Genomic DNA, 25198 nt, shown 5'->3' with positions numbered 1-25198 from the left:
GCGCCAGCAGCTTCCGCGTCGATGTTCGGTATGCCTGCGGCGTCTGCGTCGATGTTCGGCGCGCCAGCAGCTTCCGCGTCGATGTTCGGTATGCCTGCGGCGTCTGCGTCGATGTTCGGCGCGCCAGCAGCTTCCGCGTCGATGTTCGGTATGCCTGCGGCGTCTGCGTCGATGTTCGGCGCGCCAGCAGCTTCCGCGTCGATGTTCGGTATGCCCGCGGCGTCTGCATCGATGTTCGGCGCGCCTGCGGCGTCTGCATCGATGTTCGGCGCGCCTGCGGCGTCTGCGTCGATGTTTGGTATGCCCGCGGCGTCTGCGTCGATGGTTCCGGGGATGGCCACGCCTGCATCGCCCGAAGCCAAGCCCGCGAGTAACGAGGGCACTTCGGAGGCTGAGTGAAGGCAGGTCGGGCGATCCTTCCGAAGAATCGCCCGACCGACCACGTGCCACTCGGCTAAGCAGCCCGTTCAACTGCCCGCGATCGGTTCCATCTTGAACAGAGCACCACTCGACCCCGCCCAACATCCGGCTCCCGGCATCCGGCTGGGCGATACCGTTCACCGGGCGACCAAGCGCTTCTTCCTTGGAACACACCGCTTGGCGACGCCGGAGGAGACATTCGGGTTCATCGCTCCCCATCTGGCGCGTTGCGGCATTACCCGCCTGGCCGATGTGACCGGGCTCGACCGGGTCGGGATCCACACCGTTCTGGGGCATCGCCCGAACAGTTCGACCTTGTCCGGCAGTGCCGGCAAGGGGTTCAGCCTGGTTGCGGCGACGGTATCCGCCGCCATGGAGGCAATCGAGTGCTTCCATGCGGAAACCCTGCGCTCGCCCTATGTCGATGCGGCATGGAACGATTTGCCGCCACCGGCGCGCATCCCGATGGAGCGTCTGCCGGGGGTTCGGAATGGTGCCTTCCGTGCCGACCTGCCGGAATTCTGGATTTGGGGATGGGATCTCGTCCGGTACCGGATCGTCGCAGCCCCCTGGACCTGCGTCGGCCTGCATTTGCCGCCAGGTCAGGTGCGCGCCCGGAATTTCGGGACGATCGACACCAATGGGCTGGCGAGCGGCAACCATGTCCTGGAGGCGATTTCCTCCGGTCTTCATGAGGTCATCGAGCGGGATTCCGTCTCCTGCTGGCGTTTCGCGAGCGAGGCGCTCGGGATCCCGATCCCACGGGTGGATCTGTCCACCATCGACTCGCCGGTGGTCCGGGATCTGCTCGGCCGCTTCGAGGAGGCGGGGATCCGCCCGCTGCTGTTCGACGTCACCACCGACATGGGGGTGCCGACCTACATGGCGACCGTCTATGACCGGGACGTCCGGAATACCGGGATGTTCCGGGGGTACGGCAGCCATCTTGAGCCCGCGGTCGCGATGTGCCGGGCGCTGACCGAGGCGGTGCAGTCCCGCCTCGTGATGATCGCGGGATCGCGTGACGACTTCTTCCGCCGGGACATGATCCGGAACCAGTGCGGAGACAATTCGGCCCAGGTTGCGGCGATGGAGGCCCAGCCGGCGACCGCCGACGGCCGGTGCCACGCCAACCTGTCGACGCCGACCTTCGAGGGGGATATCGCGGTCCTGGTGAGCGCCCTTTGCCGTCGCGGCCTGGACCAGGTGCTTGTCTTCGACCTGATGCAGCCGGACATCGGCATTCCTGTGGTAAGGGTCATGGTGCCGGGCCTTGAGGCGTACAGGACCGACTTCTATGCGCCGGGTCCGAGAGCCAGCGCCTTTACCGCATGGTTGAAGGCGCGGGCGGCAGGGACCGGCGCGGCGGTCGTATGAACGGGATCGGCGGAATGAAGATCTGTGTGTTTCTCGGCCCCACCTTGCCTCAGGAGGACGCCCGGGCGCTGTTGCCCGGCGCAATCTATCTTCCGCCGGCGACGCAGGCCGACATCCTCAGTGCGATGACTATCCATCGTCCCGACGTCATCGCGTTGATCGACGGGGTGTTCGGGCAGTCGCTGTCTGTGTGGCACAAGGAAATCCTGTTCGCCCTGCACAAGGGGATCGCGGTTTTCGGCGCCTCCAGCATGGGCGCCTTGCGGGCGGCCGAATGCCATCCCTTCGGCATGATCCCGGTCGGTGAGATCGCCAGGGCTTACATCGACGGGCGGCTGAGCGGCGACGACGAGGTGGCGCTGGCCCATGCCGGCGCCGAACATGGCTGGTTCCCGCTGTCGGAACCGCTCGTGAACCTCCGGGCCAGCCTGTCGGCCGCGCTGGCCGCCGGCGTGCTCGACCAGCCATTGCACGACCGCATCGTCGCGGCGGCGAAACGGCGCTATTTCGTCGAACGCACGCGGGACCGCATCTGGGCGGACGCCGGGTTGACCTCGGAGGAGGCGGCCCGGCTCGACGGCTTCCTTGCCACCAATGCCGTCGACCGCAAACGCCTGGATGCCGAGATGCTGCTGACCCATCTTGCGGGGCTTGCCGCGCCTCCGCGTCCCGCACCCTTTCCCTTCGTGGGATCGCATTACTTCGACGCACTGTACGAGCGTGACCGGCGGGTCGCCCATGGCGGACACAGCGTGCCGTTGTCGGAGATCGCCACGCACGCCGCGCTGCATCGCCCGGATTTCGCTGCGATCAACAATGCCGCCCTCGACCGCCTGCTGGTGGTCCAGTTGGCGGAGACGGTGGGCATGACCGTCGATGCCCAGGCGATCGAGGCGGAGGTCCGCCGGTTCTGCACCGCGCGGCAGATCACCGGGCCGGAGCAGTTGTCGGACTGGTGTCGCCGGAACGATCTGACCGATGAGGAATTCCACGCGCTGATCGTGGAATTGGCCACCGAACGGGCGATGCGGCTGTGGCTGATCGCCCGCCGTTCCATGGTGCGCACCACCAAGCCGGTGCTCAACGAGCTGCGCCTGCGCGGCCTCTATGAGGCGACGGCAGCCGATGCGGCGCTGGTGCAGCGGCTGTCGGACCTGCATTTCGGCGACGCGGGCCTGCAGGACGGCGAGACGGTGGACGAGTTGATCGCCGATCATCTTGCCCACACCGCCTGCCGGATGGATGCGCCGGCGGGAGCTTGGGCTTATGAATATGGTTTCAAGGATTTGCTGGACCTGAGGATCGACTTGGCGAAATTCAAGCAGGCACGGGATCTGTTGCGCCGGCTGGCGGTGGAGGCCGAGCAGGCCGTCGCCGCCGGGCAGGAGTCCGCGACCACCTCGGGCTTGGCTGACGGGGGGAAGACGCCGTGACCGACGTGACGATCAGGATGCCGACGCCGTTGCGCGGGTTCATCGGGGGGCTGGATCAGGTGACCGTGCCGGCCTCGACGGTGGGCGAGGCGCTGGCGGTGCTGACCGCCGGCCGGGAGCCCCTGCGCGACCGCCTGTTCACCAGCGACGGTGAACTGCGTCGCTTCGTGAATGTCTATCTGGGGCGCGACGATGTCCGCCGGATCGGCGGCCTGGAAGCGGCCCTGCCGGCCGGCGCGACGCTGACGGTGATGGTCGCCCTGGCAGGCGGTTGAGGAGGAGTGGCGCAATGAGCCTCAAGGATCGTCGACTGGCGGAGTTGCGGAGCCGCATTCCCGAGATTCCGGCCGCCGCAGCGCATGCGAGGCAGCGCGAGGGCAGCCTTCTGGTCGACGTGCGCGAGGATGAGGAGACTGCCGCCGGCAGCCCGGCCGGCGCCCTGCGGCTGCCGCGGGGCTTCCTGGAATTGCGGATCGAGGACAAGGCTCCTGACACCGCGCGCCCGATCCTCCTGATCTGTGCCGGCGGCACCCGATCCCTGTTCGCGGCCGAGGATCTCAAGCGGCTCGGCTACCAGGATGTCGGCTCCGTGGAGGGAGGGTTTTCCGCCTGGAAGGCGGCCGGCCTTCCGGTCGAGGTCCCTCCGGCCCTCGATGCCTCCCAGCGCGAGCGCTACCGGCGTCACCTGACCATGCCGGAGGTTGGCGAACGCGGGCAGCATCGGCTGCTGCAAAGCCGCGTCGCCCTGATTGGCGCCGGCGGCTTGGGCTCGCCGGTTGCCATGTATCTTGCCGCGGCCGGCGTGGGACGGCTGACGCTGATCGACGACGACCGGGTGGAGCGCAGCAACCTCCAGCGCCAGATCCTTCATGCGGAAAGCCGGCTTGGCCAGCGGAAGGTCGAGAGCGGCCGCACCGCGCTGCTCGACCTCAATCCAACCATCGAAGTCGTCGCACAGGATGCCAGGATCGAAGCGGCCAACGTGCTCGACCTGCTGGGCGGTCATGACGTGGTGGTGGACGGCTCGGACAACCTGCCGACGCGGTATCTGGTGAATGACGCCTGCCTGCGGCTGGGCGTGCCCGTCGTCTACGGCGCGATCTTCCGGTTCGAGGGGCAGGTTTCGGTATTCGGCGGAGGCCCCGCCGCGCAACGCCCCTGCTACCGCTGCCTGTTCCCGGAGCCGCCTCCCGCCGAATATGCGCCATCCTGCGCGGAGGCGGGCGTGCTGGGGGTTCTGCCCGGCGTGATCGGCACGATCATGGCGGCGGAGACGGTCAAGCTCCTGCTCGGTCTGGGTCAGCCCCTGGCAGGGCGGCTGCTTCTTTATGACGGCTTGCGGGGCGAGTTCAACGAGATCGCGGTGCCGGTCGATCCTGACTGCGCGTCCTGCTCCGGGCGGGCAGGGCCGGAGCTGCGCGACCTCGCGGCGGTTTGCGGGGCTTGACGGTTCGCGCGGCCGGTCAGAACCTCCTGTCCGTCAGGCCGCGCTCTTCTGTTCGATGACGGTATTGACCAGCTTCTTCAGGACATTGAAGTCCACCGGTTTGGTCACCAGATCGGTGGCGCCGATGTCGAGGGCGCGGCGCCGGTTCTCGGTGTCGCCATAGGCGGTGACCATGACGACCGGGACCTGCGGCAGGTTCGTGCGCAGATGCCCGAGGAAATCCAGGCCGTTCATGCCCGGCATGTTGATGTCGCTGAGAACGAGCACGGCTTCCGGCTGCAGGCCCGAATTCAGTTTGGTGAGGGCCTCTTCGGCGGAGGTCGCGAAATGAATGGCCAGCTCGCCCCGCCGCAGTTCGGCACGGAAGCGCTGACGGAAGAGATCCTCGATATCCGGCTCGTCATCGACGACAAGGATGCCCAGAGTCATACTTTTCGTCGCTCCCCTAGCGATACGGACGCTGCCGCCCGCGGCAGCGTGATCGTGAACTCGGCATACTGATTCTCGACGCTGGCGACGTCGAATCTGCCCCTATGCTGATGTACCACGATGTCATAACTGAGCGAAAGTCCCAAGCCCGTTCCTTCACCCGTCGGCTTTGTGGTGAAGAAGGGGGTGAACAACTTGCCGATCACCGATTGTGGGATGCCCGTTCCATTATCTCTAATCTGTATGACTATTTTGTCTCCGCAATCCCTGGTCGCCACATGCAGTGTGGGTTGGTAATCGGGATCTCCACATATCAACTGTCGTTTGCGCAACGCATAGAAGGAATTGGTGAACAGATTGACCAGCACGCGTGAAATGTCCTGAGGCACGAGCTGAAGCTCGCCGACCGCAGGGTCGAGGTCGCGCAGGAACGTCGTGTTGAAATGGGGATCCTGGGCGCGGCTTGCGTGATAGGACAGCGCCAGAGCCTCTTCCACCAGGCCATTCAGCTCCGTGCGCTGCCACTCGCCGCCACCACCCCTGGAATGGTCCAGCATGCTCTTCACGATGCGGTCCGCACGCCGGCCGTGATCGGCGATCTTGCGCAAGTTGCTCTGGAGGTCGCCCACCAGGGCGTCCACCTCCTCCACCGCCTGCGGTGAAAGCCGATCGTCCAGAGGTCCCATCAGGGCAAGAAGCTCGTCCAGCAATTCCCCGGTCAGTTCCGCGAAGTTGTTGACGAAGTTGAGCGGGTTCTTCAGCTCATGCGCGATTCCGGCGGTCAATTGGCCGAGCGAGGCCATCTTTTCCTGCACGATCAACTGCTGCTGGGTCTCGCGCAGTTCCTGCAGGATGGCTTCCGCCCGGTCTCTCGCCTCGCGCAGCTCGTTCTCGATCCGCTTGCGGTCGGTGATGTCGTACTGGGTGATGACGTACCCGCCGTCGGCGCGCGGGGCCGTGCGGATGTCGACGATCCGGCCGTTCGGGATCACGCGTTCGGCATTCGCCAGTCCTTTGACCTGGAACTTGGCGAGCATCCTTGGAATGACCTCCTCGCGGGGAGCCTTGCCGTAGTCGCCCCGGTCATAATTGTAGTCCAGCGTGATGGAAACATGGGTCCCCGGCGGGAACATGCCGGGCGGATAATCCCACAGACGGAAATATTCGCTGTTGGCGCCTTCAAGGCGCAGTTCGCTGTCCAGCATCAGCACGCCGTTGGGCATCGCGTCGATGGCCGCCTGCAGCAGTTGGCCCTGCCGCGGCAGGTCGGCATTCGCCGGATGGGGGCGCATCCGGGTCAGCAGCTCCATGACCGCGAGGCCGTCAGCCCACTCCACGGTTTCCAGGAGCTGATCGAACCATTGGAGGCTGGAATCGGCGCGGAAGCGCTTGACGCGGCGGGCCTCCGGACGGCCGCGCCCGGTCAGGCAGCGCGTATACGCATCCTGTTCGATCGCCAGGGCATCGTCCGGAACCATGGACAGCACGCCCCGCAGTGCCAGCACCTCTTCCGTGGTCTCGTATCCCAGCAGGTTGGCCAGCGCGGTGTTGCAATAGAGAATGCGGCCGCCGCGATGCACGATCAGCCCAGGCATCGTTTCGATCAGCAGATCGCGGTAGCTGCGGGCATTCTCCCGTGCGTCCTCCACCGAGCCAGACGGCGGAACCGGGTGGTTGCTAGGCTCGTCCATCCAGAATGCTCCCGCCTTGCGGATCATGATGAAGCGCCGGTCTCAGCCGGCGATGAACCGGGTCAAGGCGCGTCCATCGGCAGCCGCAGGATCACCGAGGTACCGGTGCCGGGAACGCTCTCGATGTCGATCTCGCCGCCCAGCCTGCCGGTCACCAGGTTGAACACCGCGTAGAGGCCGAGCCCCATGCTGCCCGATCCGCGCCGGGTGGTGGCGAAGGGCTGGAACAGCCGCGGCTGGATCTCTTCCGGAATGCCGCGGCCGTTGTCGGACACGCGCAGCTCCACCCGGTCGTCCGCGGTCAGCCTTGCGGAGACGGTGACCCGGCCGCCGGGGCGCGGCGGGTCCTCCTCGGCCTCGCAGCCGGCGGCGACGGGAGCAGGGGCGGTGGGGGTCGAGCGCGTCTCGAAGCCATGGGCGAAGGCGTTGGCCAGCAACGCCAGCAGCACTTCGGTCAGCGCCCCGGGGTAGGATTCCAGGGCAAGCCCGTCCGGGCAGTCCAGCAGCAGCTCGTGCCCCGCGGCCGTCGGCTGCACCTGCACCGCCAGCACGATGTCCGACAGGTAGTCGCGCAGGTCGAAGCGGCTGCGCGGCGATCCAGCCTTGCCTTCGGTCACCAGCTTCAGGCTCTGGATCAAGGCGGCGGCCCGCTCGATGTTGGAGACCAGCAGGGTGGAGACCTCGCTGGCGGTGCCGACATAGTCCTGGAAGTCGCTCCGGCGAAGCTGGCCGCCCTTGAAGGTCAGGATGATCGAATCGGACGCGGTCTGCAGGTGGGTGGCGGCGGTCAGCGCGATCCCGACCGGGGTGTTGATCTCGTGCGCGACGGCGGCGATGAGCTGGCCGATCACCGCCATCTTCTCCGCCCGGATCAGGTCGCCCTGCATGCGCTCCAGGTCGGCCAACGCCTGCTCGGCCGCATCCTTGGCGCCGCGCAACGCCTCCGCCTGTTCCTTGCGCTCGGTGACGTCATAGAGCCAGACGATGAAGACGGGCTGGTTCTCGTAGTTGGTCTGGTCGAAGGAGACGGCCATCCACACCGCGCGGCCGTCGTCGCGGACGAAGCGAAGCTCGTCCGACAGCGGCGCCCGGAACGCAGGGTGTCCGCCGCCGCCGGGCCGGCGGTCCTGGACGTGACGGAAGAGGAGCGGGGCGCAGTGGCGGTGCATCTCCTCGGCCGCCAGGCCGAACAGGTCGAGGCAGCGGTGGTTGCAGTAGAGCAGCTCGCCGCTCTCGGTGATGATCGAGACGCCGATCGGGCTGCCGTCGAGCACCCGGCGCATGCGTGCCGCCTGGGCGCGCGAGGCGGCTTCCGCCGTGCGGGTTTCCTGCAGCGCGTCGCGCAGCCGCCGCACCGCGCGGCAGGCCTCCAGCGTCTTGTGGATGGTGGCTTCGAGGTCGGCGAAATCGATCGGCTTGATGATGAAGTCGAAGGCGCCGCGGTTCATCGCCGCGCGCACGTTGCCGAGATCGCCATAGGCCGAAACCATCACGGCGCGGATGTCGGCGTTCAACTGCGGCAGATGGTCCAGCAGCGACAGCCCGTCCATGCCGGGCATGTTGATGTCGCTCAGCACCATGTCGATGTCGGGCCGGGCACGCAGCATCGCCAGGGCTTCCTGGCCATCATGGGCGAACAGGAACTCCAGCTCGCCGGCACGGACGGCACGGCGGAAGCGCTGCATGATCAGCGTTTCGACGTCCTTCTCGTCGTCGACGACCAGTATCTTGCCCATTCCGCCTTCCTACCGCCGGCCCGTCCGGCCCGCGCGCCGCTCCGCCGGCCGCGCCTTGCCGGCAATGCGGCTGACACCATAGGCGCGGATCGCAGCCGCGGGAAGCGCCACGCTGCAGGCCATCCTGCCAGTTGTGCTAAGCCGTGACCTTAAGGTCAAGCCGGATCGCAAGGCATCTCTCGCTTTCGGGTAAGCCGAATACTATCCCGGAAGATAGCAACTTGCCCGTGGCGGAGCGAGTCGCTTGTGCGTTGCGGTCGTGAAGGGCCCGATTTTCTCACCGAGTCGCCTCGGTCTCCGCACTGTCGGCAGCCAACGGCAGCGTGAACCAGAAGGTGGCGCCCGCCGTCTCCTCCTCGATGGCGGCCGGAGCATCCTCGACGCCGATCCGGCCGCCGAGATGCTCGACGATCCGTTTTGCGATCGCCAGTCCGAGGCCGGTCCCCGCCGGCTTGCCGGTCAGCGTGTCGCCGCTCTGGCGGAAGCGGTCGAACACCAGCTTGCGGTCCTTGCGCGCGACCCCCGGCCCACTGTCGGCCACCGTCACCCGAACCCCGCCGTCGATCGGCCGGGCCGATATCCTGGTCCGGCCGCCGCGGGGGGAGAACTTGGCGGCGTTCGACAGGAGATTGACGGCGACCTGGATCACCCGGTCGGCGTCGGCACGCACCCGCGGCAGGTGCCGCGGCAGATCCACGCTCAGGTCGATGCCGCGTTCGCGGAACAGCGCCTCGGTGGCGGCGACCGCCTGGGCCAGCGTATCGGCCGGATCGATCGCCTCGATCCGCCAGTCGAGCGCCCCGGCCTCGATCTTCGCCATGTCCAGGACCTGGTTGATCAGGCGGGTCAGCCGTTCGCTCTCCTTGATGATGACGGCCAGGAACTCCTGCCGCTGCGCGGTGTCGAGGCCGGGATCGTCGTGCAGTATTTCACTGAGCGCGCGGATCGAGGTCAGCGGCGTGCGCAGTTCGTGGGTGACGGTCGACAGGAAGTCGTCCTTCAGCCGGTCGAGCTCGGTCAGGCGCTCGTTGGCGGCGCGGAGCGCGTCGGTGGCGCGTTCCAGGTCGGCGGTCTTCTGTTCGAGCTGGCGGCTGTGGGCGATCACGTCGCTGGTCTCGTCCAGCATGCGCAGCAGCTCCGCCGCATCCACCGCTTCGGCCGAAACCGCGGAGGCCAGCGCGACCCGTGCCGACGCCCCGCCCAGCACCCCCGCCAGCAGCCGCTCCGCCGCCCGCAGGCGCTCCGGCCCGGCCGGCTCCTGCGGGTCCGCACCGGCGAATGCCTGTTCGGCCCGTTGCGGACCGAGGAAGCGCGCCACCGCGCGGACGAGGTCCCCGACGCTGGCCGCGCCCCGCCAGTCGGCGGACGCGGCAGGCGGCGGGGCGGCGGTGTCGGTGAAGGGCGCGGCCGCGGCGGACATGCCGACGAAGGCGGCGGCTTGCCCCCGCTCCGCGCCGTCCGGGCTGTCGAACAGGGACAGCGCCACATAGGCCCCGATGTTGGCCAGCGCGCTCCAGAACAGGGCGTGGGCCAGCGGATCCAGTCCCTCCAGCCCGAGCAGGGCGTAGGGCCGCAGCACCGTGACGCCCCAGGGGCCGTCGGCGATGAAGGAGGCGGGCAGCCAGTCCGACCTGGCGAAGCTGGGCAGGAGAAGCGTATAGGCCCAGACGAGGGTGCCGGCCGCGACCCCGCCGATGGCGCCCCGGCGGGTGGCGCCGCGCCAGTAAAGCCCGCCGACCAGCGCCGGGGCGAACTGCGCCACCGCCGCGAAGGAGATCAGCCCGATCGACACCAGCGCGTAGGCCGACCCGGCCAGCCGGAAATAGGCGTAGCCGAGCAGCAGGATCGCCACGATGGCGCCGCGGCGGATCGCCAGCAGCAGGGGTGCCGGGTCGGCCGAACGCGCCAGCGCCGCCGGACGGAACCGCAGCAGCAGCGGCACCGCCAGCTCGTTGCACAGCATGGTGCTGAGTGCCACCGATTCGACGACGATCATGCCGGCCGCCGCCGACAGCCCGCCCAGGAAGGCCAGCAGCGCCAGCCACGCCACGCCGCCCTCCAGCGGCAGGGCTACGACGAAGAGGTCGGGGTCGGTCCGTCCCCCGAAGGTGGCGAGGCCGGCCAGCGTCACCGGCAGGACGAACAGGTTGATCAGCAGGAGGTAGAGCGGGAAGAGCCAGACCGCGCGGTCGAGATGCCGCTCGTCGACCGCCTCGATCACCATCACCTGGAACTGCCGCGGCAGGCACAGCATCGCCGCCGCCGACAGCAGCGTCGTCGCCACCCACACGCCGGCGGCCGTGGAGCCGAGGGCCGCCTCGCCGTCGAACAGGCGGGCGAGATCGGGGTGGGCTGCCGCCGCGGCGAACAGGGGGCCGGGGCCGTCGAACAGGCCCCAGACCACGAACACGCCGACCGCCAGGAAGGCCACCAGCTTCACCAGCGACTCCAGGGCGATGGCTGCGACCATGCCGGGATGATGCTCCGCGGCGTCGAGCTGGCGGGCGCCGAAGACGATGGCGAACAGCGCCATCACCGCGGCGATCAGGAAACCGTGGTCGAGGAAGGGAAGGGCGCCGGCCCCCAACCCGCCGTCGGCGGAGAGCCCGCCGCCGGTCAGCACGTCGAAGCTGACCGCGACGGCCTTCAGTTGCAGGGCGATGTAGGGAACGACGCCGACGGTGGCGGTCACCGCCACCAGCCCGCCGAGCAGCGGGCTGCGGCCGTAGCGGCTGGCCAGGAAGTCGGCGATCGAGGTGGTGCGCTGCTCCTTGGCGATGCGCAGGATCTTGCGCAGCAGGAGCGGCGCCAGCAGCATCAGCAGCGTCGGGCCGAGATAGACCGGCAGGAAGCCGATGCCCTGGGTCGCCGCCCGCCCGACCGAGCCGTAGAAGGTCCAGGTGGTGCAGTAGACCGCCAGCGACAGCGCGTAGACGGTGGGGGAGGCGATGACGCTGCGCCCGGCCGCCTGCCGCCGGTCGGCCCAATGGGCGACGGCGAACAGAGCCGTCAGGTAGGCCAGGGCGGCGCCCAGGACCGGACCCCAACCCATCGGGCCGCTACTTCATCCGCCCGGCGAGCGCGGCCAGCGCGATCACCGCCGCCCAGAGCCCGAAGACCCAGGCATAGAGGGCCGGCACGCCCAGCAGCGTTCCCCCGGTGCCGAACAGGCGGAGCAGCGGCGGGTTGAACAGGACCGCCGCCAGCAGGAACAGCGCCGCCAGCCGTTCGCCGCGGCGTCCGGGGGAGGGCGCGGTCAAAACGCCCGCTCCCGGGCCGCGAGTTCGACCAGGATGTTGGCGCCGCGGATGGCGTCGTCCAACGTCCGCACGTCCCGCTCGCGCAGCATCGCGATCATGCGCAGGAAGACCGCCGCGGTGACCAGGCTGTCGCCCAGCGCGGTATGGCGGTCGACGACGGCGATGCCCAGCCGCTCCGCGATGCCGTCGAGCGTGTGGTCGCCGTCGTTGCCCAGCAGCATGCGCGACAGCAGCATGGTGTCCAGCACCGGGCCGTCGAAGCTGACGCCCGCCGCCCGCTCCTTCATCTTCAGGAATTTCAGGTCGAAGGCCGCGTTGTGCGCCACCATCACCGCGCCGGACACGAAGCTTCGGAACTGCGGCAGAACGGCGCCGATCGTCGGCTTGCCCGCCACCATGGCGTCGGTGATGCCGTGGAAGCCGGAGGATTCGGGCGGGATCGGCCGGTTGGGATCCACCAGCGCGTTGAAGGTCTCGCCGGTCAGGATGCGCCCGCCGACGATGCGCACCGCCGCGATCTGGATGATCTCGTCGCCGGTGCTGGGGGACAGCCCGGTGGTCTCGGTGTCGAACACCACGTAATGCAGCCGGTCGAGCGGCGTCGCTCCCAGTCCGCTGGTCGCCAGGGGCTGGTGCAGCAGGGTGAAGTCGAAGAATTCCGGGCGGGCGCCGGCCTGCGGGCGGGGGCGGGCCGACAGCGGCGATTGCGCCGGCGGCAGCGGCACGCGCAGCCGGGCGAAGCCGGGGCGCCCGGAGCCCGCCAGCGCCTCGCTCCACGCCGTGCTGCGGTGGTGCTGCAGCACGTCGCCGGCGCTCAGGCCTCCGAGGCCGCCGGGCAGCGGCTGGTCGAGCCAGCCGTCCAGCATGGGGCTCGGCACCGGCTCCCCTTTCCACACCAGGTCGAGATAGACCCAGCGGTCGCCCTCCGGCGGCGCAACCGCCTCCAGGTCGAACTCGCCGGCGCCGGTCGAGGCCTGGATCCGGCCGACCAGGTGCGCGAACAGCAGGACGAGGCTGTGGCTGTCGCCATGGACCCATTGCGGCAGGCCGGTCAGCGTGACGGCGGCCGGCGCCCCGGCGCCGGCGACGCGGTGGCGGATCAGCGTGATCAGGTTGCTGGAATGGATGTCGCTCATCGGCCAACTGCCGGTGACGACGCTGCGGTAGGCGGCGGTCACCCGCTCCAGCCGCTGGGACAGGCTGTCGCTCGACTCCAGCATGGCGCTTTCCAGGGCGGCGCGATCGCCGGGGCCGAGGTCCGGGTTGTCGTAGAGCGTTTCCACCGCGGCGCGCAGGTTGGCGATCGGCGTCCGGAACCCCTCGGTCGCCTCGCGCAGCAGGGCGTCGCGCTTGCCGAGCGCCGCCAGCTCGCTGGTGGCGTCCGACAGGGTCAGCACATAGCCGGTGATGGCGGGACCGCCCTCCATCTCCAGGATCGCGCTCATCCGGCCCTCCAGCAGGATGCGGCCGTCGGTGGTGGCGCCGACGAACTGGGCGGTGGTGCCGTGCTCGTGGGTGGCGTGCCGGCCGTCGCGCACGCGCAGCGACAGGCGTTCCAGCGTGTGGGTCAGCGGTTCGGCCACCACGAAATGCAGCAGCGAGCGGCCGAGTCCCAACTCCCCCGTCAGGTGCAGGATATCCAGTGCCGTCTGGTTGTAGAGCAGGACCTGGTGCCGGGCGTTGCAGACGATCACGCCCTCGTGCAGGTCGCGCAGGATGGCGGCGAGCCGCGCCTTCTGCTCCTCCGCCTCGGCGGTCGACAGCGCGACGGTGCGGTCGATGTCGCGGCGGACCTGGGCCAGCCTGTCCGACAGCTCGTTGACCGCGCGCGCCATCGGGGCAAGGTCGCCGTAGCGGTCCAGCGGGATGCGGCCGCTCGCCGCCGTGGCGGCACCCGTGGCGGTGCGGCCGGCGTCCTGGACCGCGCCGTGGGCGACCAGGCCGGCCTCGCGGCTCAGGGTCTCCGCGGCGCGCAGCAGATGGCGGTCCACCACCAGCCACAGCCCGCGGATGGTGGCCGCGCAGGCGGCGGTCATCACCACCGCATAGGTCAGAAGGGGATCGGCGGCGTCGATCCCGCGCACCGCGACGGCCAGCCCGACGGCCAGCCCGACCAGCCCGAGGCCGGCGACGCGGAAGGCGAGCGGCACCCGGCGGCGGGGTGGCTGGGGCGGCGCCTGTGCCGGCGCGGTTCCCGTTTCCGCCCGTTCGCCGCCATCCAGCGCCGGCACGGTCATGGCCGCGGTTCCCCGGTGTCGGCCGGCATGCCCAGATGACGGCGGACGGTGGCCAGCAGGTCGCGGGTGGAGAAGGGCTTGGTGATGTAGTCGGTGGCGCCGAGTGCCAGCCCCTTCTGACGCTCCACGTCGCGGCTCCGCGCGGTCAGCATGATGATCGGCAACGACCGCCAGGCCGGGTCGTTGCGCAGGGTCTGGCAGACGTCGAAGCCGTCGCGCTTCGGCATCATCGCGTCGAGGAGGATCAGGTCCGGCGTGAACGCCGTCACAGACTGCAACGCCTCCTCCCCGTCGCGGGCGATGCGCACGTCGAACCCGGCGCGCTGCATCAGGACCTGGAGCGACAGGACGATGCTCGGCTCGTCGTCGACGACCAGGATGGTCGGCTTCATGGCGGGGCGTCCTCCGGTGACCGGTCTTGTGCCGGCTTCCTCATGCTGCGTTCGTGCCCTGGAATGTCCATGGTACGAGCAAAAAGAAGGGTGGATCAAGACGCGCACCCGGCTCCCCCGACCAAAGAACGGGGGCGCCGGCCCAAGAAAAAGCCCGGCCGCGACCAAATGTCGCTGCCGGGCATTCCCAGATGGAACGGGATGGGAGAGGGGGCGCAGGGCCGATGACCGGAGCGCCGGCGCCCCGGCCCCGGGCGATGCTCAGCGGGTGGTCACGACGACCGGGTTGAGCCCCATCCTGGCTTTCAACTGTTCGGCCTCGCGCTTGGCGGCGGCCGGGTCGGGGAAGCCGCCGACGCGCACCGCGCGCCAGGACCTGTTGGCCCCGTCGGTCCAGTCGACCGTATAGGCCTGGAAACCGCCGCCCTTCAGCCGCTGCGCCAGGGAATCGGCATTCGCCGCCACCTGGAAGGTCCCGACCTGGACGCTGTAGCGGCCGGCGGGCACCGACGCCGACGGCGCCGTCCTGGCGGCGGGAGCCTTCGACTCGCCGGATGGCGGCGGGGGAGCGGCCGGCGCCGCCGTCGGGGAGGCCGGAGGCGCGGTTTCGGCCGGCGGCCGCCTGGTATCGCGGGGCTCCTTCGGCGGGGCCAGCATCGCCTGCAGGGACCCGGTGTCGGTGCCATCGCGGCCGGTCCCCTCCCTGGCGGTGGCTGCGGGCGCCGGCTCCGGCCTGGGGGGCTCGGGCTTCGATGCCGCCGGCGGAGGGGGAGCGCCAGTCTCCGCGGCGGGCGCGGCATGCGGTTTCGGCTGCGCCGCGGGCGCGGTGGCCGGAACCGCAGGTGGTTCCGGAACCTTCAGCACGGGCGGCGGGCTGACCGGCTGCGCGGCGGAGGGCGGCGTCGGGGCGGAGGAGGTGGCCGTGGCCTGTGCCGCCGGAGTTTGGGCCGCCGGGGGGTGTGCCGTCGGAGCCTGGGCCGCCGTGGACTGGGTCGCCGAGGTTTGGGCCGATGAGGACGGCGCGCGGGTGATCATCGGCTCCGGCGAGCCGGTGGCGGAGGCGTTCGCCTGCGGGCGGGTGATCGCGGGGGCCGGAACCATCGGACCCGACGCAGCCGGCGTGGCCTGGCTGTCGGCCGCCGTCTCGGGCGCCTTGCCGCCGGGGTCCAGGGCGACCACCGCGACGGCGATGCCGCCGGCAGCCAGCAGGGCGAGGGCGATCTTGCCCAGCGGCAGCCCGCGGGGCGCCGGCTCCTCGTCCTCGTCGCCGATCTCGTCGTCCAGCGGCTCGGCCCGCAGATCCTCGTTCAAGGCGCGCAGCAGCTTGGCGATGTCCTCGTTCTCCGGCGGCGGAGTTTCGGAAGGGTTGCCGTTTGCCTTCATCTCGTCCTTGAACAGCAGGGAATCGGTAGGGGAAGTCGATATCGGGTCGGCCAGGGTCGGGGACCGGCGGACCGTCTGGCGGAACGGGGGCTTGAGCGTCACGGGCGACCTGCGCTTGCCCGCGGCGGCGGGCCGGCTGGAAATGCGAAAGGGCTTGCCGCCGCCCGGTTCGGACTGGCCGGACCGGCAACGGAAAGCCCCTTCTTTTTATCGTATTTTGCCGCGCCATCAAACCGCCAAGCGGCGGCGGCCACCCGGCGGCCGGTGGAAAAGAAGGGGCGGCAGCCCCGGGGCAGTCCTCGGGGCAGCCCTGGGCTCAGCCCTGATGCGGCCTGCCCGGATCGGCCGGATGCGGCTGGCCGGGGGTGGCGGTCGGCGCCGGGTGGGTGGCAGTTGCCTGGACCGGAGCCGCCTGGGCGGCGGGCTGCGTCGGTGCCGGGTTGATGGCGGCGGGCGGAACCTGGGTGCCGGTCTGGGGATGGTGGGACGCATCGGCGGCGGTCGGCGCGGCGGGCTCGTCGTCCTTGAGGCCGGCCTTGAACGCCTTCATGCCCTTGGCGAGGTCGCCCATCACGCTGGGCAGCTTGCCGGCCCCGAACAGGAGAAGCACGATGACCAAGACGATCAACCAGTGCCAGATGCTGAAACTGCCCATCGATCAAACCCTCTGCAAATCGGTCGGAGCGGACGCCGCCGCGGACGTCCCTCCCATGTGAGTGCCTCTTCCGCGTCGCACAAGAGGCGGTCAGGCGGCGGGGCCGCTTTCCGCCGGTTCTTCCGGCAGTTGGTGCCGCAGGATCAGCGGCGCCTGGAACGCGCTGAACAGCAGCGTCAGCGGCATGATGCCGAACACCTTGAAATTGACCCAGGTGTCGGTCGGGAAGTTCCGCCAAACCAGTTCGTTCAGCACGGCCAGAACCAGGAAGAACCAGGCCCAGCGGAAGCCCAGCGACCGCCAGCCCTCCTCCGACAGGTTGAGCACCGTGCCCAGCAGCCGCTTCAGCACGTTGCGGTGCAGGAGGTGGGCGACGAACAGCACGCAGGCGAACAGCAGGTTGACCAGCGTCGGCTTGATCTTGATGAACAGGTCGTCCTGCAGCCACAGCGTCAGGCCGCCGAACAGGAGCACGAATCCCGCCCCGACCACCGGCATGATCGGGACGCGGCGCTCCATCCGCCAGGACACCGCGACGGCGATGGTGATGGCGACCATGAAGACCGCGGTGCCGGTCATGATGCCGGCCTGCGAGTTGGCGATGAAGAAGGCGGCGAGCGGGCCGGCCTCGATCGCCAGGCGTGCGAACTGGTTCATGCCACTCACATAGCCCGAACAGCGGCCCCGTGAAAGAGGCGAGTGCCCGGCAGGCGAGATTGGCGCCGCCCCAGCGGCGGCCCCCGCGGCGGTGGGGAAAGCCTGCGCTTTCCTTGGGGCGCCTGCTTCGGTACCACTTCGGGACTTCGACATTGGCCAGGAAGGGAGCGTGACCATGGATGCTGCCGAGGTCCGGGAACTCATCGACGAAGCCCATGAGCGGGAGCTGGAGAAGCGGCGGGCCGAGAGCGACCATGGCGACGGGCACGGCCCGGCCGCCCATTCCGTCAAGACCTCCACCGCCATCTACATCTCGGTGCTGGCGGCGGCGCTGGCGATCGTCAGCGTCGCCGGCTCCAACGCGGGCAAGGACATGATGGCCAGCGCCGTCGAGGCGTCGGACGACTTCGCCTATTTCCAGGCGAAGACCCAGCGTCAGATCAGCCTGAGGCTCGCCGCCGACGAGCTGGACCTGCTGTCGGCCGGCCTGCCGGCCGACGCGCAGGCCAGGGCGTCGCAGCGGGCGGCGGACTACCGCGGCCAGGCCGACCGCATGGACAGCGAGGGCGGGAAGAACGGCCGCACCGATCTCCTGTCCCGTGCCAAGGCGGCCGAGGCCAGGCGTGACCATGCCGCGGCCCAGGATCCCTACTTCGACTTCGCCGAGGGAATGCTCCAGATCGCCATCGTGCTGGCGTCGGTCTTCGTCATCACCAACTTCGGCTTCATCCTGTGGACCAGCCGCCTGCTGGCCGTGGCCGGGCTGCTGATGGCGGCCGACGGCTTCACGCTGGCGCTGCCGCTTCCGTTCCTGTGAGGGCAGTTCCCGCGAGGTCGGTTCCGGCGAGGTCGGTTCCCGTGGCCGCGCCGCCCGCTCAGAGCTGCAGAGACAGCCGCAGGGAGCCGTAGTTGGTCAGCGACTTCTGGCCATGGAACTCGGGGGTCCGCAGCGTCTGGGCGTAGGTCAGGCCGTAACGGCCGTAGCGCAGCGTCAGGCCGACCTGCATGCTGCCGACGAGCGGGTACTTGTCGACGGACCGGCTGTCGCGGAAGCTGTTGCCATCGAGGAAGATGTTGCGGGCGACCGCGCGCCCCTCGGCGCTGGCATAGACGTACCAGGAGAAGAGGCCGGCCGGCGCGCCGTAGGGGCTGTCCTGGTAGGGGATGCTGGCGGTCGGGCGGCTGACCAGCGAGCCGACCGGCGGCGGCATGTTGCCGCCGAGGCGAACGGTGCCGCCGGCCGAGGCATAGGTCAGGACGTTGCCCAGGCTGCCGGCGACATGGGGGGTGACGTCCCACTCCAGCGGCCCGAGCTGCTGTGGCCGCTCGTCGCGCCAGGCATGCTCGTAGCTCAGCACCACGCCCGGCTCGTCATGGAGCTGGTAGTTCCAACCCTCCGGGTAGGTGGAGCCGCTGACGATCTTGTGGACGGTCTTCTGTGTCTGCTCCGCCAGCGAGGAGGGACCGACGATGCCGAGGTCGAGGTCGAACCGGTCGACCGCCCGCGGCGCCTCGTTCAGCAGCGACAGCCGGCCGTAGAGCCAGCCGGCATAGGGCCGGTCGGTGGGGTCGGGGTTGCGGGCCGACAGGTTGCTTGGCGTGTACATGTTCTGCCCGAAGGCGAAGCCGTAGCGGCGGACCCCGCCCGGCTCGATCCACGGCACCAGGTCGGGCAACCAGTCGATGGCGCCGTAGGTCGGGCGGGCACCGGAGAAATAATAGAACTGGAAGCCGTTGGTGTAGTAGCGGTCGGTGCCGCCGCCGAACAGGTCGTTGTCGATCCAGAAGCCGAACACCGGGCCGGAGGTGGCCGCGGGGGGCGTGCCGACGGCCATGTCGCCGGCCGTTTCGCCGGCCGCCGGGGGAGGCTGGAGGAGGCCGGACTCCTGCGCGCTCGCCACCGGTGCGGCGGCCAGCAGCATCGCCGCGACCGTCCCCGCAAGCATCCGTCCCATCACCGCCGTCATTCCCGCACTCCGCGACCGTTCCACCGGTAACGCCGAGATGGGGTGCGCGTTGCGGTGCAGCGCGGCTTCTTTGGGGGTAGGGCGGGCTCCCCGTCCCCGTTGCGCTCCGCCCTACAGCGCCGCCATCAGGGCGGCCGCCGCCTCGTCGAGGCCGAGGTCGATGCGCTGGATGCCGTGCAGGGCGAGGAAGCGGACCTCGTTCTTCGACAGCTCGCCGGGGATCACCGCCCAATGGCGGTCGGAGGAGCGCTTGGCGATCTGGCGGGCGAAGGTGCGCTGGATTTCGTGGTCGAAGCGGCAGCCCAGGAACAGGAAGTGCCGGCCGGCGCGACGCTCCTGGACGATGGCGGGGATCGGGGTCTGGATGTCGATCTCCGTCAGGACCTCGACATAGTCGCTGTCGGAGACCAGGTAGTTGCCGGCCGGCGTCACGGCGCCCGACGGCTTGTAGAGAACCGTTTCCCAGCCGGCGGCCGTCTCCGCCGTGGTCTCGGACCCGTCGGGGGCGTAATAGCGCACCCACTCGCCGGTGGACTGCGGGTGGGACACCCCCTGGATCTGGCCCCATACCCGGTCGGCCGCCGCACTCAGCAGCGAATCCAGCACATTGTCGTACCAGACGTCGACCAGCAGCGGCGGGGCGGGGATGGACGCCAGCAGGCTGTGGACGGCGGTGGCCGGCACCGTCTGGCGGAAGAGGTCGTCGAGGATGGTCTCCAGGGTCTTGCGGTGCTTGCGCGTCTCGATGAACTGCGCCACCGCGGTCAGGTTGGAGCGGATGCGGCCGGGGGCGGCGACCTTGGCGTTCAGCCGCTGCACCAGCTCCGCCGAGTTGCGCGGGATCGGGCATTGCTCGGCCGGCAGCAGGGCGAAGGCGCCGGGTCCGAGATAGGGCACCACCTGACGGGCGGCCAGCGCCGCCGCGACGTCGGCCAGGGCCGCGGCGGCATCGGGGGCGGTGACGGCCGCGGCGGTAAGGGCGGTGTCGAGCGTGGTGACGGTCATGGCGGGCCTTTCCCTGTCTTGCAACCCTGTTGTCCGCATATCCTGGTTCAGAGGTAGATCGCCGCGCCGGCGCCGGTGTTGATCGTGGCGTCCTTCAGCGTCTCGACGATGAAGTCGACCTGGTCCCTGGTGATCCTGTGGTGCAGCGGCAGGGCCAGCACGCGGTCGGCCGTCTTGGTGCAGACCGGGCAGGCGGCGCGGCCGGCCCCCTGCTCGCCCCCATGCCCGCCCCCGGGCCGGCCGAAACGCTCGATGTAATATTGCTGGGTGTGCAGCGGCTGGCCGTAGTCGGCGGCCTCGACCGCGTGGGTGTCGAGATCCTCGATCACCGCCTTGCGCCCCGAGGCGGTGAAGCGCGTGCCGAGATGGACGGCGTAGACCATCGGGTTGATGACCTCCGCCCCCGGCCCGCGGTAGGGCGGCTTGATTCCCTCGAAGCTGGCCATGGCGGCGTTGTAGTAGGCGATGACCAGATTGCGGCGCGTCAGGATCTCCGGCAGCCGCTTCAACTGCACCAGCGCCAGCGCCGCGTTCAGGTTGCCCATCCCGGCCTGCCAGGGCAGGGTGCGGGTGATGACGACGGTGTTGCGGTGCTCGATCTCCCGCCGGCGCATGTAGCGCAGGCGGTGGGCGAGGTCGCCGTCGTCGGTGACGATCATGCCGCCCTCGCCGGCCAGCAGCACGCCGGGCTCCGAGAAGTCGAAGACGGCGGCGTCGCCGAAGGTGCCGACCATCCGGCCCTTGTAGGTCGAGCCGATGGCTTCGGTCGAATCCTCCAGCAGGGTCAGCCCCGTCTCGTCGGCCAGCGCCCGCAGCTCGTCCCAATGGGCGGGATGGCCGTTGACGTTGCCGGCCAGGATGGCCCTGGTCCGCGGCGTGACCAGCGAGGCCGCCTTCTCCGGATTGATGGTGTGCTGCCAATAGTCGATGTCGACCAGCACCGGCGTGGCGCCGCAGAGCGCCACCGCATGCTGCACCTGATGCCAGCCGAAGGGACTGCACAGCACCTCGTCGCCCGCGCCGATGCCGTAGCCCTTCAGCATCAGCAGCGTCGCCATGGTGCCGCTCGACACGGCGACGGCGAAGCGCCGGCCGACATAGGCGGCGAAGGCGGTTTCGAACGCCTGCACCATCCGCCCGTCGCCGAGCCCGCCGGCCGACAGCAGGTGCCCCAGGATCTCGACCTCGGCGCCGGAGACGTCGGCTGCGGTCAGCGGGATATAGTCGTCGAAATCGTCATCCCGGTCCGGGGAGCCTTCCATCGCGGCGGCGGCGTCGGTCATTCAGTCCTCCTCCTCGCGCTGGGCGATCACGACGCCGGTGGCCAGCGCCGGCTTGTCGGTGATGGCCCAGCAGTGGTTGTTGCCGTCCACCAGATGCAGGTCGAAGGCAGCCTCCTCGCGGAACGGCTCCTCCGCCATCACCGCGGCCATGGCGCCGGTGACGGTCTTCAGGTCCGGGTTGGCTTCGCGCACCGCGCGGACAACGGCATCCAGGGTGCCGCCGCCGGCGAACAGGCGGGCGGCGAGCGTGGCGATGGCGTCGATGCGTTCGGGAGACAGCGGCATGGGCTTCACTGGCATGGGCCTCACTCCGTGCCGCGCTTCCTGGCCTCGACGGTGATCGGCAGGCGGGTGTCGGCCGGCAGGTCCGGCAGATCGAGCGTCCAGCCGTTGGCGATCTTCACCCAGCCGCCCCACAGGTCAGGCTTCTCCCTCTCGACGATCGCCTCCTCCAGATCCTTCTTGGCGACGTAGATCGTGTATTGTTCGGACGCCTTGCGGATCATCACTTTCATCACGGGCACTCCAGCCTGTTGTTTTCGTTCGGATTCCGGTCAGGCAGCCACCAGGCGCGCATGCAGCGCCGGCAGTTCCGCCAGGACGGCGTCGATCTCGGCCGCGGTGCTGTAGCGGCTCAGCGAGAAGCGCAGGCTCGCGGCGGCGTCGCGTCCGCCCAGGCCCATGGCGGTCAGGACATGGCTCGGCTCGGTGCCGCCGGAGGAGCAGGCAGCGCCCATCGACACGGCGATGCCGGCGCGGTCGAGGCGCATCAGCAGTTCCTCGGCGTCGACCGGCCGACCCTGGGCGTCGACGAAGCGGATGTTGCTGGTGTTAGGCAGCCGCGGCGCGCCGCCGCCATTCACCGTGGCGCCCGGCCAGCGGGCGAGGATGCCCTGTTCCAGCCGGTCGCGCAGGAAGGCGACGGTGTCGGCCTCGTCCAGCCACAGGGCGGCCAGCGACGCGGCGGCGCCGAACCCGACGATCCCCGGCACATTCTCCGTCCCGCCGCGGCGTCGGCGTTCCTGATGGCCGTGGATCAGCGGATGGAAGGGGGCGCCCTTGCGGACATAGAGGGCGCCGACTCCCTTGGGACCGTGAAGCTTGTGGGCGGACAGCGTCAGGTAGTCGGCGATGCCGCAGTCGACCGGCACCCGTCCGGCCGCCTGGACGGCATCGGTGTGGAACAGGGCGCCATGGGCGTGGGCGATGGCGGAGGCGCCGTCGACCGGCATCAGCACCCCGGTTTCGTTGTTGGCCCACATCATCGAGACCAGTGCCGTCGCCTCCGTCACCGTGGCGGCGAGGTCGACCAGCGACGGCAGGCCGTCGCGGTTCACCGGCAGGATGGTGACCCGCCAGCCGCGCTGGCGCAGGTCATCGACCAGGGCCAGCGTCGCCGGATGCTCGACCGCCGTGGTGACGATGTGGTCGCGGCGGTGGTCGGTCTCCTCGATGACGCGGAGCGCTCCCAGGATGGCGGCGTGCGTCGCTTCGGTGGCGCTGCCGGTCATCACCAGGTCGACCGCCCGGGCGCCGATCAGGGCGGCCACCTGCGCCTTGGCCTCGCCGACCGCGCGGCGGGCGGCCATGCCGGCGCTGTGCGGGCTGGACGGGTTGGCGAAGCCGCCGAACAGGTGGGGCAGCATGGCGTCCCGGGCCTCGGGCGCCAGGGCGGTCGTGGCGTTGTTGTCGAGATAGGCCATCATTCCATCACCCCCGGCACGCCGCGGCGCACGCCGCTCGACGGGGCGATCTCCTCCTCCAGGCAGCCGACGACGGTGCCGCCGGGGAGTTCCACCAGATAGACCGGCAGGTTGCCCTCCTCGGTGCGGCCGACGCGGATGATGACGCCGGGCGTGCCGGCGGGCGCCAGCAGGACGCCGTCCGCCACCTGAGGGTGGCTGCCATCGTTGAACAGGTCGTCCTGCACGGTGACCCGTAGGCCCCAGTCGTACAGCGGTTCGCGCGGCGGGATGAAGCCGGGCTTGGGGGCGGTTTCGACCTCGGACATCGCAAGGCTCCTGAAAGGGGGACCGGAGAGGCGGTGCAGCGGAGGATGCTGCCGGCTATTGCGGGTCGTTGCAGTGGGCGTCGATCACCTCCATCTCATGGGCGCGCATGCCGACGACCACCCGTTTTTCAAAGAAATCAATGGCATAGATGTAATACATCTGCAGGTAGGTCCCGATGGAGATGACATAGCCGACGTCGCCGGCACGGATCAGGAAGTCGCCGACCGGCCGGCCGGGATAGGTGCCGTCGTTGCGCACGTCGCGGAGGGCGCGGACCTTGAAGCCCTGTTCCAGCACCGGCGGGCCGGTCAGCTCGTTGGCGTCGTCGGGGTTGCGGGCGCGCTCGCGGCGGTAGGGGGTAGTGGTCGGTTCGGTCATCTGGCGGGCGCTCCATCCGTCACAGGGGCGGCAGGTCGTTGGCGATGGCGAGGCCGGCGGTGCGCTGGCGGGCGATGGCGCGGACCTCCTCCTCCGCATCGTCGAGCAGCGGGCCGAGCTGGCCCGGGTCGATGCGTCCGGCGACGCAGAGGCGGACCATCCAGTCCGGGTCCTGCAGCAGCACATGGAGCTTCGACGGCGGCAGACGCTGCGCCACCACCAGCCGCACCCGCGGGCTGTCGTCCCAGGCGAGGCTGGGCAGCCAGTCCATGGCGAGGCGGCGGGCGACCTCGACGCGCACCTCGTCGTCCTCGTCGTGCATCATCGCCGGCAGCATGCCTTCGGGGATGCGGCGGACGACGCGCATCCGCACCGAGCAGTCGGGGTCGCGGATCAGCGGTGCCAGATCGGCGTCCTCCAGGCGCGAGGCGGCGGCGATCCGCACCTCGCGGTCGGGATCGTCGCGCAGCTTCAGCAGCAGCCGGCGCGGCAGGCGCCGGGCCAGCACGGAGCGGACGGTCTCGTCCGGGTCGGCCATCAGGCGGGTGATCTGGAAGATCGGGGCGAAGCGGGCGGCGTTGGCGCGCACTTCGAAATAGGGATGGGCGAGGTGTCCGGCGGCGAGGTCGGGGTTCCACTCGAAGAAGCGCTGGATGCGCTTGGCGTAGCGGTCGTGGACGCAGGCCCGGCGCGGCAGGCAGTGGCCGGGCAGCGTTCCGCCGGCGGGCAGGTCGGCGTCGTCGGGGTCGCGGCGGCGGTCGCGGTGGCCGCAGGCGCCGCAGTCGATCGGCTGGCCCAGCCAGTCGAGGGTTTCCAGGATGTCGTCGATCATGCGCCGGCCTCCATCGAAGCCCCTGCCGACGCCTCTGCCGACGCCTCCTCCAGCATGTCCGCCTCGTGCCGGTCGGCGACCGCGATCAGGCGGGCGGCGCCGAAGCGGTCTTCCGGGTCTAGCGTGCAGACCGTTCCCAGCGCCTCGCGCCCGGCGGCGAGCCGGCCGCAGCGCAACAGCAGGTAGCCGACGGCGACCAGCGCGAACAGGAACAGGCGGGGGGCGGGCTCGTGGCCGCGGAAGTCGGCGGTGGCCGGGGTGACCGCCCGCCAGTCGGCGTGGTTGACGCCCAGCGCCGCCATGGCGTGGCCGATCATCCGCTCGCCATAGACCAGGGCCGGCTCCAGGTCGGCCTTGTAGAAATGGAATTTGTAGTGGCCGAGATCGACCAGACGGTGCCCGGGGGCGATCTCGGCGGCACGGGCGAGGTGGGCGAGGGCGACCGGCGTGTCGGCATGGCTGGCGGCCGCCAGATGCAGACAGCGTTCCGCCTCGGGCGGGAGATCCCCGCCATAGTAGCGGCGCGCAAGCCACTCCTCATCCACCTCGTCCAGCATGGCGGCGTTCCCTTCGAACCCTCTCCGCGGGCGGGAGAGGGGGAAAT

The 25198-nt window shown here is 70.0% G+C and carries 26 protein-coding genes; 5 read left to right on the top strand and 21 right to left on the bottom strand.

Annotation, left to right across the window (positions count from 1 at the left end; genetic code table 11):
- The coding region (locus tag J2850_RS11725) for a hypothetical protein (protein WP_209981759.1) at window positions 1-341 on the bottom strand (341 nt) is incomplete at its 3' end.
- Between the two features lie 151 nt (window positions 342-492).
- Between J2850_RS11725 and J2850_RS11720 the strand changes: the two genes are divergently transcribed.
- From J2850_RS11720 to moeB, 4 genes are read left to right on the top strand one after another with little or no spacing between them, the layout of a single operon-like run.
- The gene (locus J2850_RS11720) at window positions 493-1797 is read left to right on the top strand and encodes a YcaO-like family protein (RefSeq protein WP_211113863.1); all 1305 of its coding nucleotides are present in this window, start codon (window positions 493-495) and stop codon (window positions 1795-1797) included.
- A gap of 14 nt (window positions 1798-1811) precedes the next feature.
- Complete coding sequence (locus tag J2850_RS11715) at window positions 1812-3230, top strand: TfuA-like protein (RefSeq protein ID WP_209981757.1); 1419 nt, start codon at window positions 1812-1814, stop codon at window positions 3228-3230.
- Complete coding sequence (locus J2850_RS11710) at window positions 3227-3505, top strand: ubiquitin family protein (RefSeq protein ID WP_307354351.1); 279 nt, start codon at window positions 3227-3229, stop codon at window positions 3503-3505. The genes J2850_RS11715 and J2850_RS11710 overlap by 4 nt, the downstream gene beginning before the upstream one ends.
- 14 nt (window positions 3506-3519) lie before the next feature.
- Window positions 3520-4677 carry a molybdopterin-synthase adenylyltransferase MoeB gene (moeB, locus tag J2850_RS11705; protein ID WP_209981755.1) on the top strand — a complete coding sequence of 386 codons (1158 nt, stop codon included), beginning with the start codon at window positions 3520-3522 and terminating at the stop codon, window positions 4675-4677.
- Between the two features lie 33 nt (window positions 4678-4710).
- Here moeB and J2850_RS11700 read toward each other — a convergent pair whose 3' ends face one another.
- The 10 genes from J2850_RS11700 to J2850_RS11655 all read right to left on the bottom strand — a co-directional run bounded on the left by J2850_RS11700 (window position 4711) and on the right by J2850_RS11655 (window position 17117).
- Window positions 4711-5106 (bottom strand): response regulator, encoded by a 396-nt coding sequence (locus J2850_RS11700; protein WP_209981753.1) that lies wholly within the window; start codon window positions 5104-5106, stop codon window positions 4711-4713.
- Entirely contained in the window at window positions 5103-6824 is a 1722-nt protein-coding gene (locus J2850_RS11695; protein WP_246512991.1) for a PAS domain-containing sensor histidine kinase, read from the bottom strand. Before J2850_RS11695 ends, J2850_RS11700 begins: the two co-directional genes overlap by 4 nt.
- Window positions 6825-6859: 35 nt before the next feature.
- Complete coding sequence (locus J2850_RS11690; RefSeq protein WP_209981751.1) at window positions 6860-8533, bottom strand: hybrid sensor histidine kinase/response regulator; 1674 nt, start codon at window positions 8531-8533, stop codon at window positions 6860-6862.
- A 277-nt stretch (window positions 8534-8810) separates the two neighbouring features.
- Window positions 8811-11585: a sensor histidine kinase gene (locus J2850_RS11685; protein ID WP_209981748.1), complete on the bottom strand. Its 2775-nt coding sequence runs from the start codon at window positions 11583-11585 to the stop codon at window positions 8811-8813.
- Window positions 11586-11592: 7 nt separating this feature from the next.
- Entirely contained in the window at window positions 11593-11793 is a 201-nt protein-coding gene (locus J2850_RS11680; RefSeq protein ID WP_209981746.1) for a hypothetical protein, read from the bottom strand.
- On the bottom strand, window positions 11790-14030 hold the full coding sequence (locus J2850_RS11675) for a 3'-5' exonuclease (protein ID WP_209981744.1): 2241 nt from the start codon (window positions 14028-14030) through the stop codon (window positions 11790-11792). Before J2850_RS11675 ends, J2850_RS11680 begins: the two co-directional genes overlap by 4 nt.
- Complete coding sequence (locus J2850_RS11670) at window positions 14027-14422, bottom strand: response regulator transcription factor (RefSeq protein WP_209981742.1); 396 nt, start codon at window positions 14420-14422, stop codon at window positions 14027-14029. The genes J2850_RS11675 and J2850_RS11670 overlap by 4 nt, the downstream gene beginning before the upstream one ends.
- A 261-nt stretch (window positions 14423-14683) precedes the next feature.
- Window positions 14684-15907 carry an SPOR domain-containing protein gene (locus J2850_RS11665; RefSeq protein ID WP_307354352.1) on the bottom strand — a complete coding sequence of 408 codons (1224 nt, stop codon included), beginning with the start codon at window positions 15905-15907 and terminating at the stop codon, window positions 14684-14686.
- 214 nt (window positions 15908-16121) lie between these two features.
- The gene (locus tag J2850_RS11660) at window positions 16122-16460 is read right to left on the bottom strand and encodes a twin-arginine translocase TatA/TatE family subunit (protein WP_209981740.1); all 339 of its coding nucleotides are present in this window, start codon (window positions 16458-16460) and stop codon (window positions 16122-16124) included.
- 90 nt (window positions 16461-16550) lie between these two features.
- On the bottom strand, window positions 16551-17117 hold the full coding sequence (locus J2850_RS11655) for a septation protein A (protein WP_209981738.1): 567 nt from the start codon (window positions 17115-17117) through the stop codon (window positions 16551-16553).
- Between the two features lie 175 nt (window positions 17118-17292).
- On the opposite strand from J2850_RS11655, the gene J2850_RS11650 reads away from it, so the two are divergent.
- The gene (locus tag J2850_RS11650) at window positions 17293-17934 is read left to right on the top strand and encodes a DUF4337 domain-containing protein (protein WP_246513004.1); all 642 of its coding nucleotides are present in this window, start codon (window positions 17293-17295) and stop codon (window positions 17932-17934) included.
- 58 nt (window positions 17935-17992) lie between these two features.
- Here J2850_RS11650 and J2850_RS11645 read toward each other — a convergent pair whose 3' ends face one another.
- The 10 genes from J2850_RS11645 to J2850_RS11600 form a co-directional block, all read right to left on the bottom strand.
- On the bottom strand, window positions 17993-19084 hold the full coding sequence (locus J2850_RS11645) for a lipid A deacylase LpxR family protein (protein ID WP_246512990.1): 1092 nt from the start codon (window positions 19082-19084) through the stop codon (window positions 17993-17995).
- 111 nt (window positions 19085-19195) lie between these two features.
- Window positions 19196-20089, bottom strand: coding sequence for an SIR2 family protein (locus J2850_RS11640; RefSeq protein WP_209981734.1), 894 nt, complete (start codon window positions 20087-20089; stop codon window positions 19196-19198).
- Window positions 20090-20136: 47 nt separating this feature from the next.
- A complete protein-coding gene (locus J2850_RS11635) occupies window positions 20137-21372 on the bottom strand; it encodes a DegT/DnrJ/EryC1/StrS family aminotransferase (RefSeq protein ID WP_209981732.1) in 1236 nt (411 codons plus the stop codon).
- A complete protein-coding gene (locus tag J2850_RS11630; RefSeq protein ID WP_246512989.1) occupies window positions 21373-21672 on the bottom strand; it encodes a hypothetical protein in 300 nt (99 codons plus the stop codon).
- Window positions 21673-21677: 5 nt separating this feature from the next.
- The gene (nifT, locus tag J2850_RS11625; protein WP_209981730.1) at window positions 21678-21887 is read right to left on the bottom strand and encodes a putative nitrogen fixation protein NifT; all 210 of its coding nucleotides are present in this window, start codon (window positions 21885-21887) and stop codon (window positions 21678-21680) included.
- Window positions 21888-21926: 39 nt separating this feature from the next.
- The gene (locus J2850_RS11620) at window positions 21927-23078 is read right to left on the bottom strand and encodes a cysteine desulfurase family protein (protein WP_209981728.1); all 1152 of its coding nucleotides are present in this window, start codon (window positions 23076-23078) and stop codon (window positions 21927-21929) included.
- Window positions 23075-23383 carry a nitrogen fixation protein NifZ gene (locus J2850_RS11615; protein ID WP_209981726.1) on the bottom strand — a complete coding sequence of 103 codons (309 nt, stop codon included), beginning with the start codon at window positions 23381-23383 and terminating at the stop codon, window positions 23075-23077. Before J2850_RS11615 ends, J2850_RS11620 begins: the two co-directional genes overlap by 4 nt.
- Window positions 23384-23438: 55 nt before the next feature.
- Entirely contained in the window at window positions 23439-23762 is a 324-nt protein-coding gene (locus J2850_RS11610; RefSeq protein WP_209981725.1) for a nitrogen fixation protein NifZ, read from the bottom strand.
- 19 nt (window positions 23763-23781) lie between these two features.
- Window positions 23782-24594 (bottom strand): 4Fe4S-binding leucine-rich repeat protein, encoded by an 813-nt coding sequence (locus J2850_RS11605; protein WP_209981723.1) that lies wholly within the window; start codon window positions 24592-24594, stop codon window positions 23782-23784.
- On the bottom strand, window positions 24591-25151 hold the full coding sequence (locus J2850_RS11600; RefSeq protein WP_246512988.1) for a hypothetical protein: 561 nt from the start codon (window positions 25149-25151) through the stop codon (window positions 24591-24593). The genes J2850_RS11605 and J2850_RS11600 overlap by 4 nt, the downstream gene beginning before the upstream one ends.
- Between the last annotated feature and the right edge of the window lie 47 nt (window positions 25152-25198).

Origin of the sequence: Azospirillum picis, from assembly GCF_017876115.1 — a bacterium.
Classification (GTDB): Bacteria; Pseudomonadota; Alphaproteobacteria; order Azospirillales; family Azospirillaceae; genus Azospirillum; species Azospirillum picis.
Note: the sequence above shows the minus strand (reverse complement) of the source record. Positions and strands in the feature narration are given on the sequence as shown.

Coding starts and splice junctions, on each gene's coding strand:
- J2850_RS11650 (WP_246513004.1), top strand. CDS start 17,293: ATGGATGCTGCCGAGGTCCGGGAACTCATCGACGAAGCCCATGAGCGG.
- J2850_RS11655 (WP_209981738.1), bottom strand. CDS start 17,117: ATGAACCAGTTCGCACGCCTGGCGATCGAGGCCGGCCCGCTCGCCGCC.
- J2850_RS11605 (WP_209981723.1), bottom strand. CDS start 24,594: ATGATCGACGACATCCTGGAAACCCTCGACTGGCTGGGCCAGCCGATC.
- J2850_RS11670 (WP_209981742.1), bottom strand. CDS start 14,422: ATGAAGCCGACCATCCTGGTCGTCGACGACGAGCCGAGCATCGTCCTG.
- J2850_RS11640 (WP_209981734.1), bottom strand. CDS start 20,089: ATGACCGTCACCACGCTCGACACCGCCCTTACCGCCGCGGCCGTCACC.
- J2850_RS11610 (WP_209981725.1), bottom strand. CDS start 23,762: ATGACCGAACCGACCACTACCCCCTACCGCCGCGAGCGCGCCCGCAAC.
- moeB (WP_209981755.1), top strand. CDS start 3,520: ATGAGCCTCAAGGATCGTCGACTGGCGGAGTTGCGGAGCCGCATTCCC.
- J2850_RS11690 (WP_209981751.1), bottom strand. CDS start 8,533: ATGGGCAAGATACTGGTCGTCGACGACGAGAAGGACGTCGAAACGCTG.
- J2850_RS11600 (WP_246512988.1), bottom strand. CDS start 25,151: ATGCTGGACGAGGTGGATGAGGAGTGGCTTGCGCGCCGCTACTATGGC.
- J2850_RS11630 (WP_246512989.1), bottom strand. CDS start 21,672: ATGCCAGTGAAGCCCATGCCGCTGTCTCCCGAACGCATCGACGCCATC.
- J2850_RS11685 (WP_209981748.1), bottom strand. CDS start 11,585: ATGGGTTGGGGTCCGGTCCTGGGCGCCGCCCTGGCCTACCTGACGGCT.
- J2850_RS11695 (WP_246512991.1), bottom strand. CDS start 6,824: ATGATCCGCAAGGCGGGAGCATTCTGGATGGACGAGCCTAGCAACCAC.
- J2850_RS11660 (WP_209981740.1), bottom strand. CDS start 16,460: ATGGGCAGTTTCAGCATCTGGCACTGGTTGATCGTCTTGGTCATCGTG.
- J2850_RS11715 (WP_209981757.1), top strand. CDS start 1,812: ATGAAGATCTGTGTGTTTCTCGGCCCCACCTTGCCTCAGGAGGACGCC.
- J2850_RS11635 (WP_209981732.1), bottom strand. CDS start 21,372: ATGACCGACGCCGCCGCCGCGATGGAAGGCTCCCCGGACCGGGATGAC.
- J2850_RS11675 (WP_209981744.1), bottom strand. CDS start 14,030: ATGACCGTGCCGGCGCTGGATGGCGGCGAACGGGCGGAAACGGGAACC.
- J2850_RS11620 (WP_209981728.1), bottom strand. CDS start 23,078: ATGATGGCCTATCTCGACAACAACGCCACGACCGCCCTGGCGCCCGAG.
- J2850_RS11700 (WP_209981753.1), bottom strand. CDS start 5,106: ATGACTCTGGGCATCCTTGTCGTCGATGACGAGCCGGATATCGAGGAT.
- J2850_RS11615 (WP_209981726.1), bottom strand. CDS start 23,383: ATGTCCGAGGTCGAAACCGCCCCCAAGCCCGGCTTCATCCCGCCGCGC.
- nifT (WP_209981730.1), bottom strand. CDS start 21,887: ATGAAAGTGATGATCCGCAAGGCGTCCGAACAATACACGATCTACGTC.
- J2850_RS11645 (WP_246512990.1), bottom strand. CDS start 19,084: ATGACGGCGGTGATGGGACGGATGCTTGCGGGGACGGTCGCGGCGATG.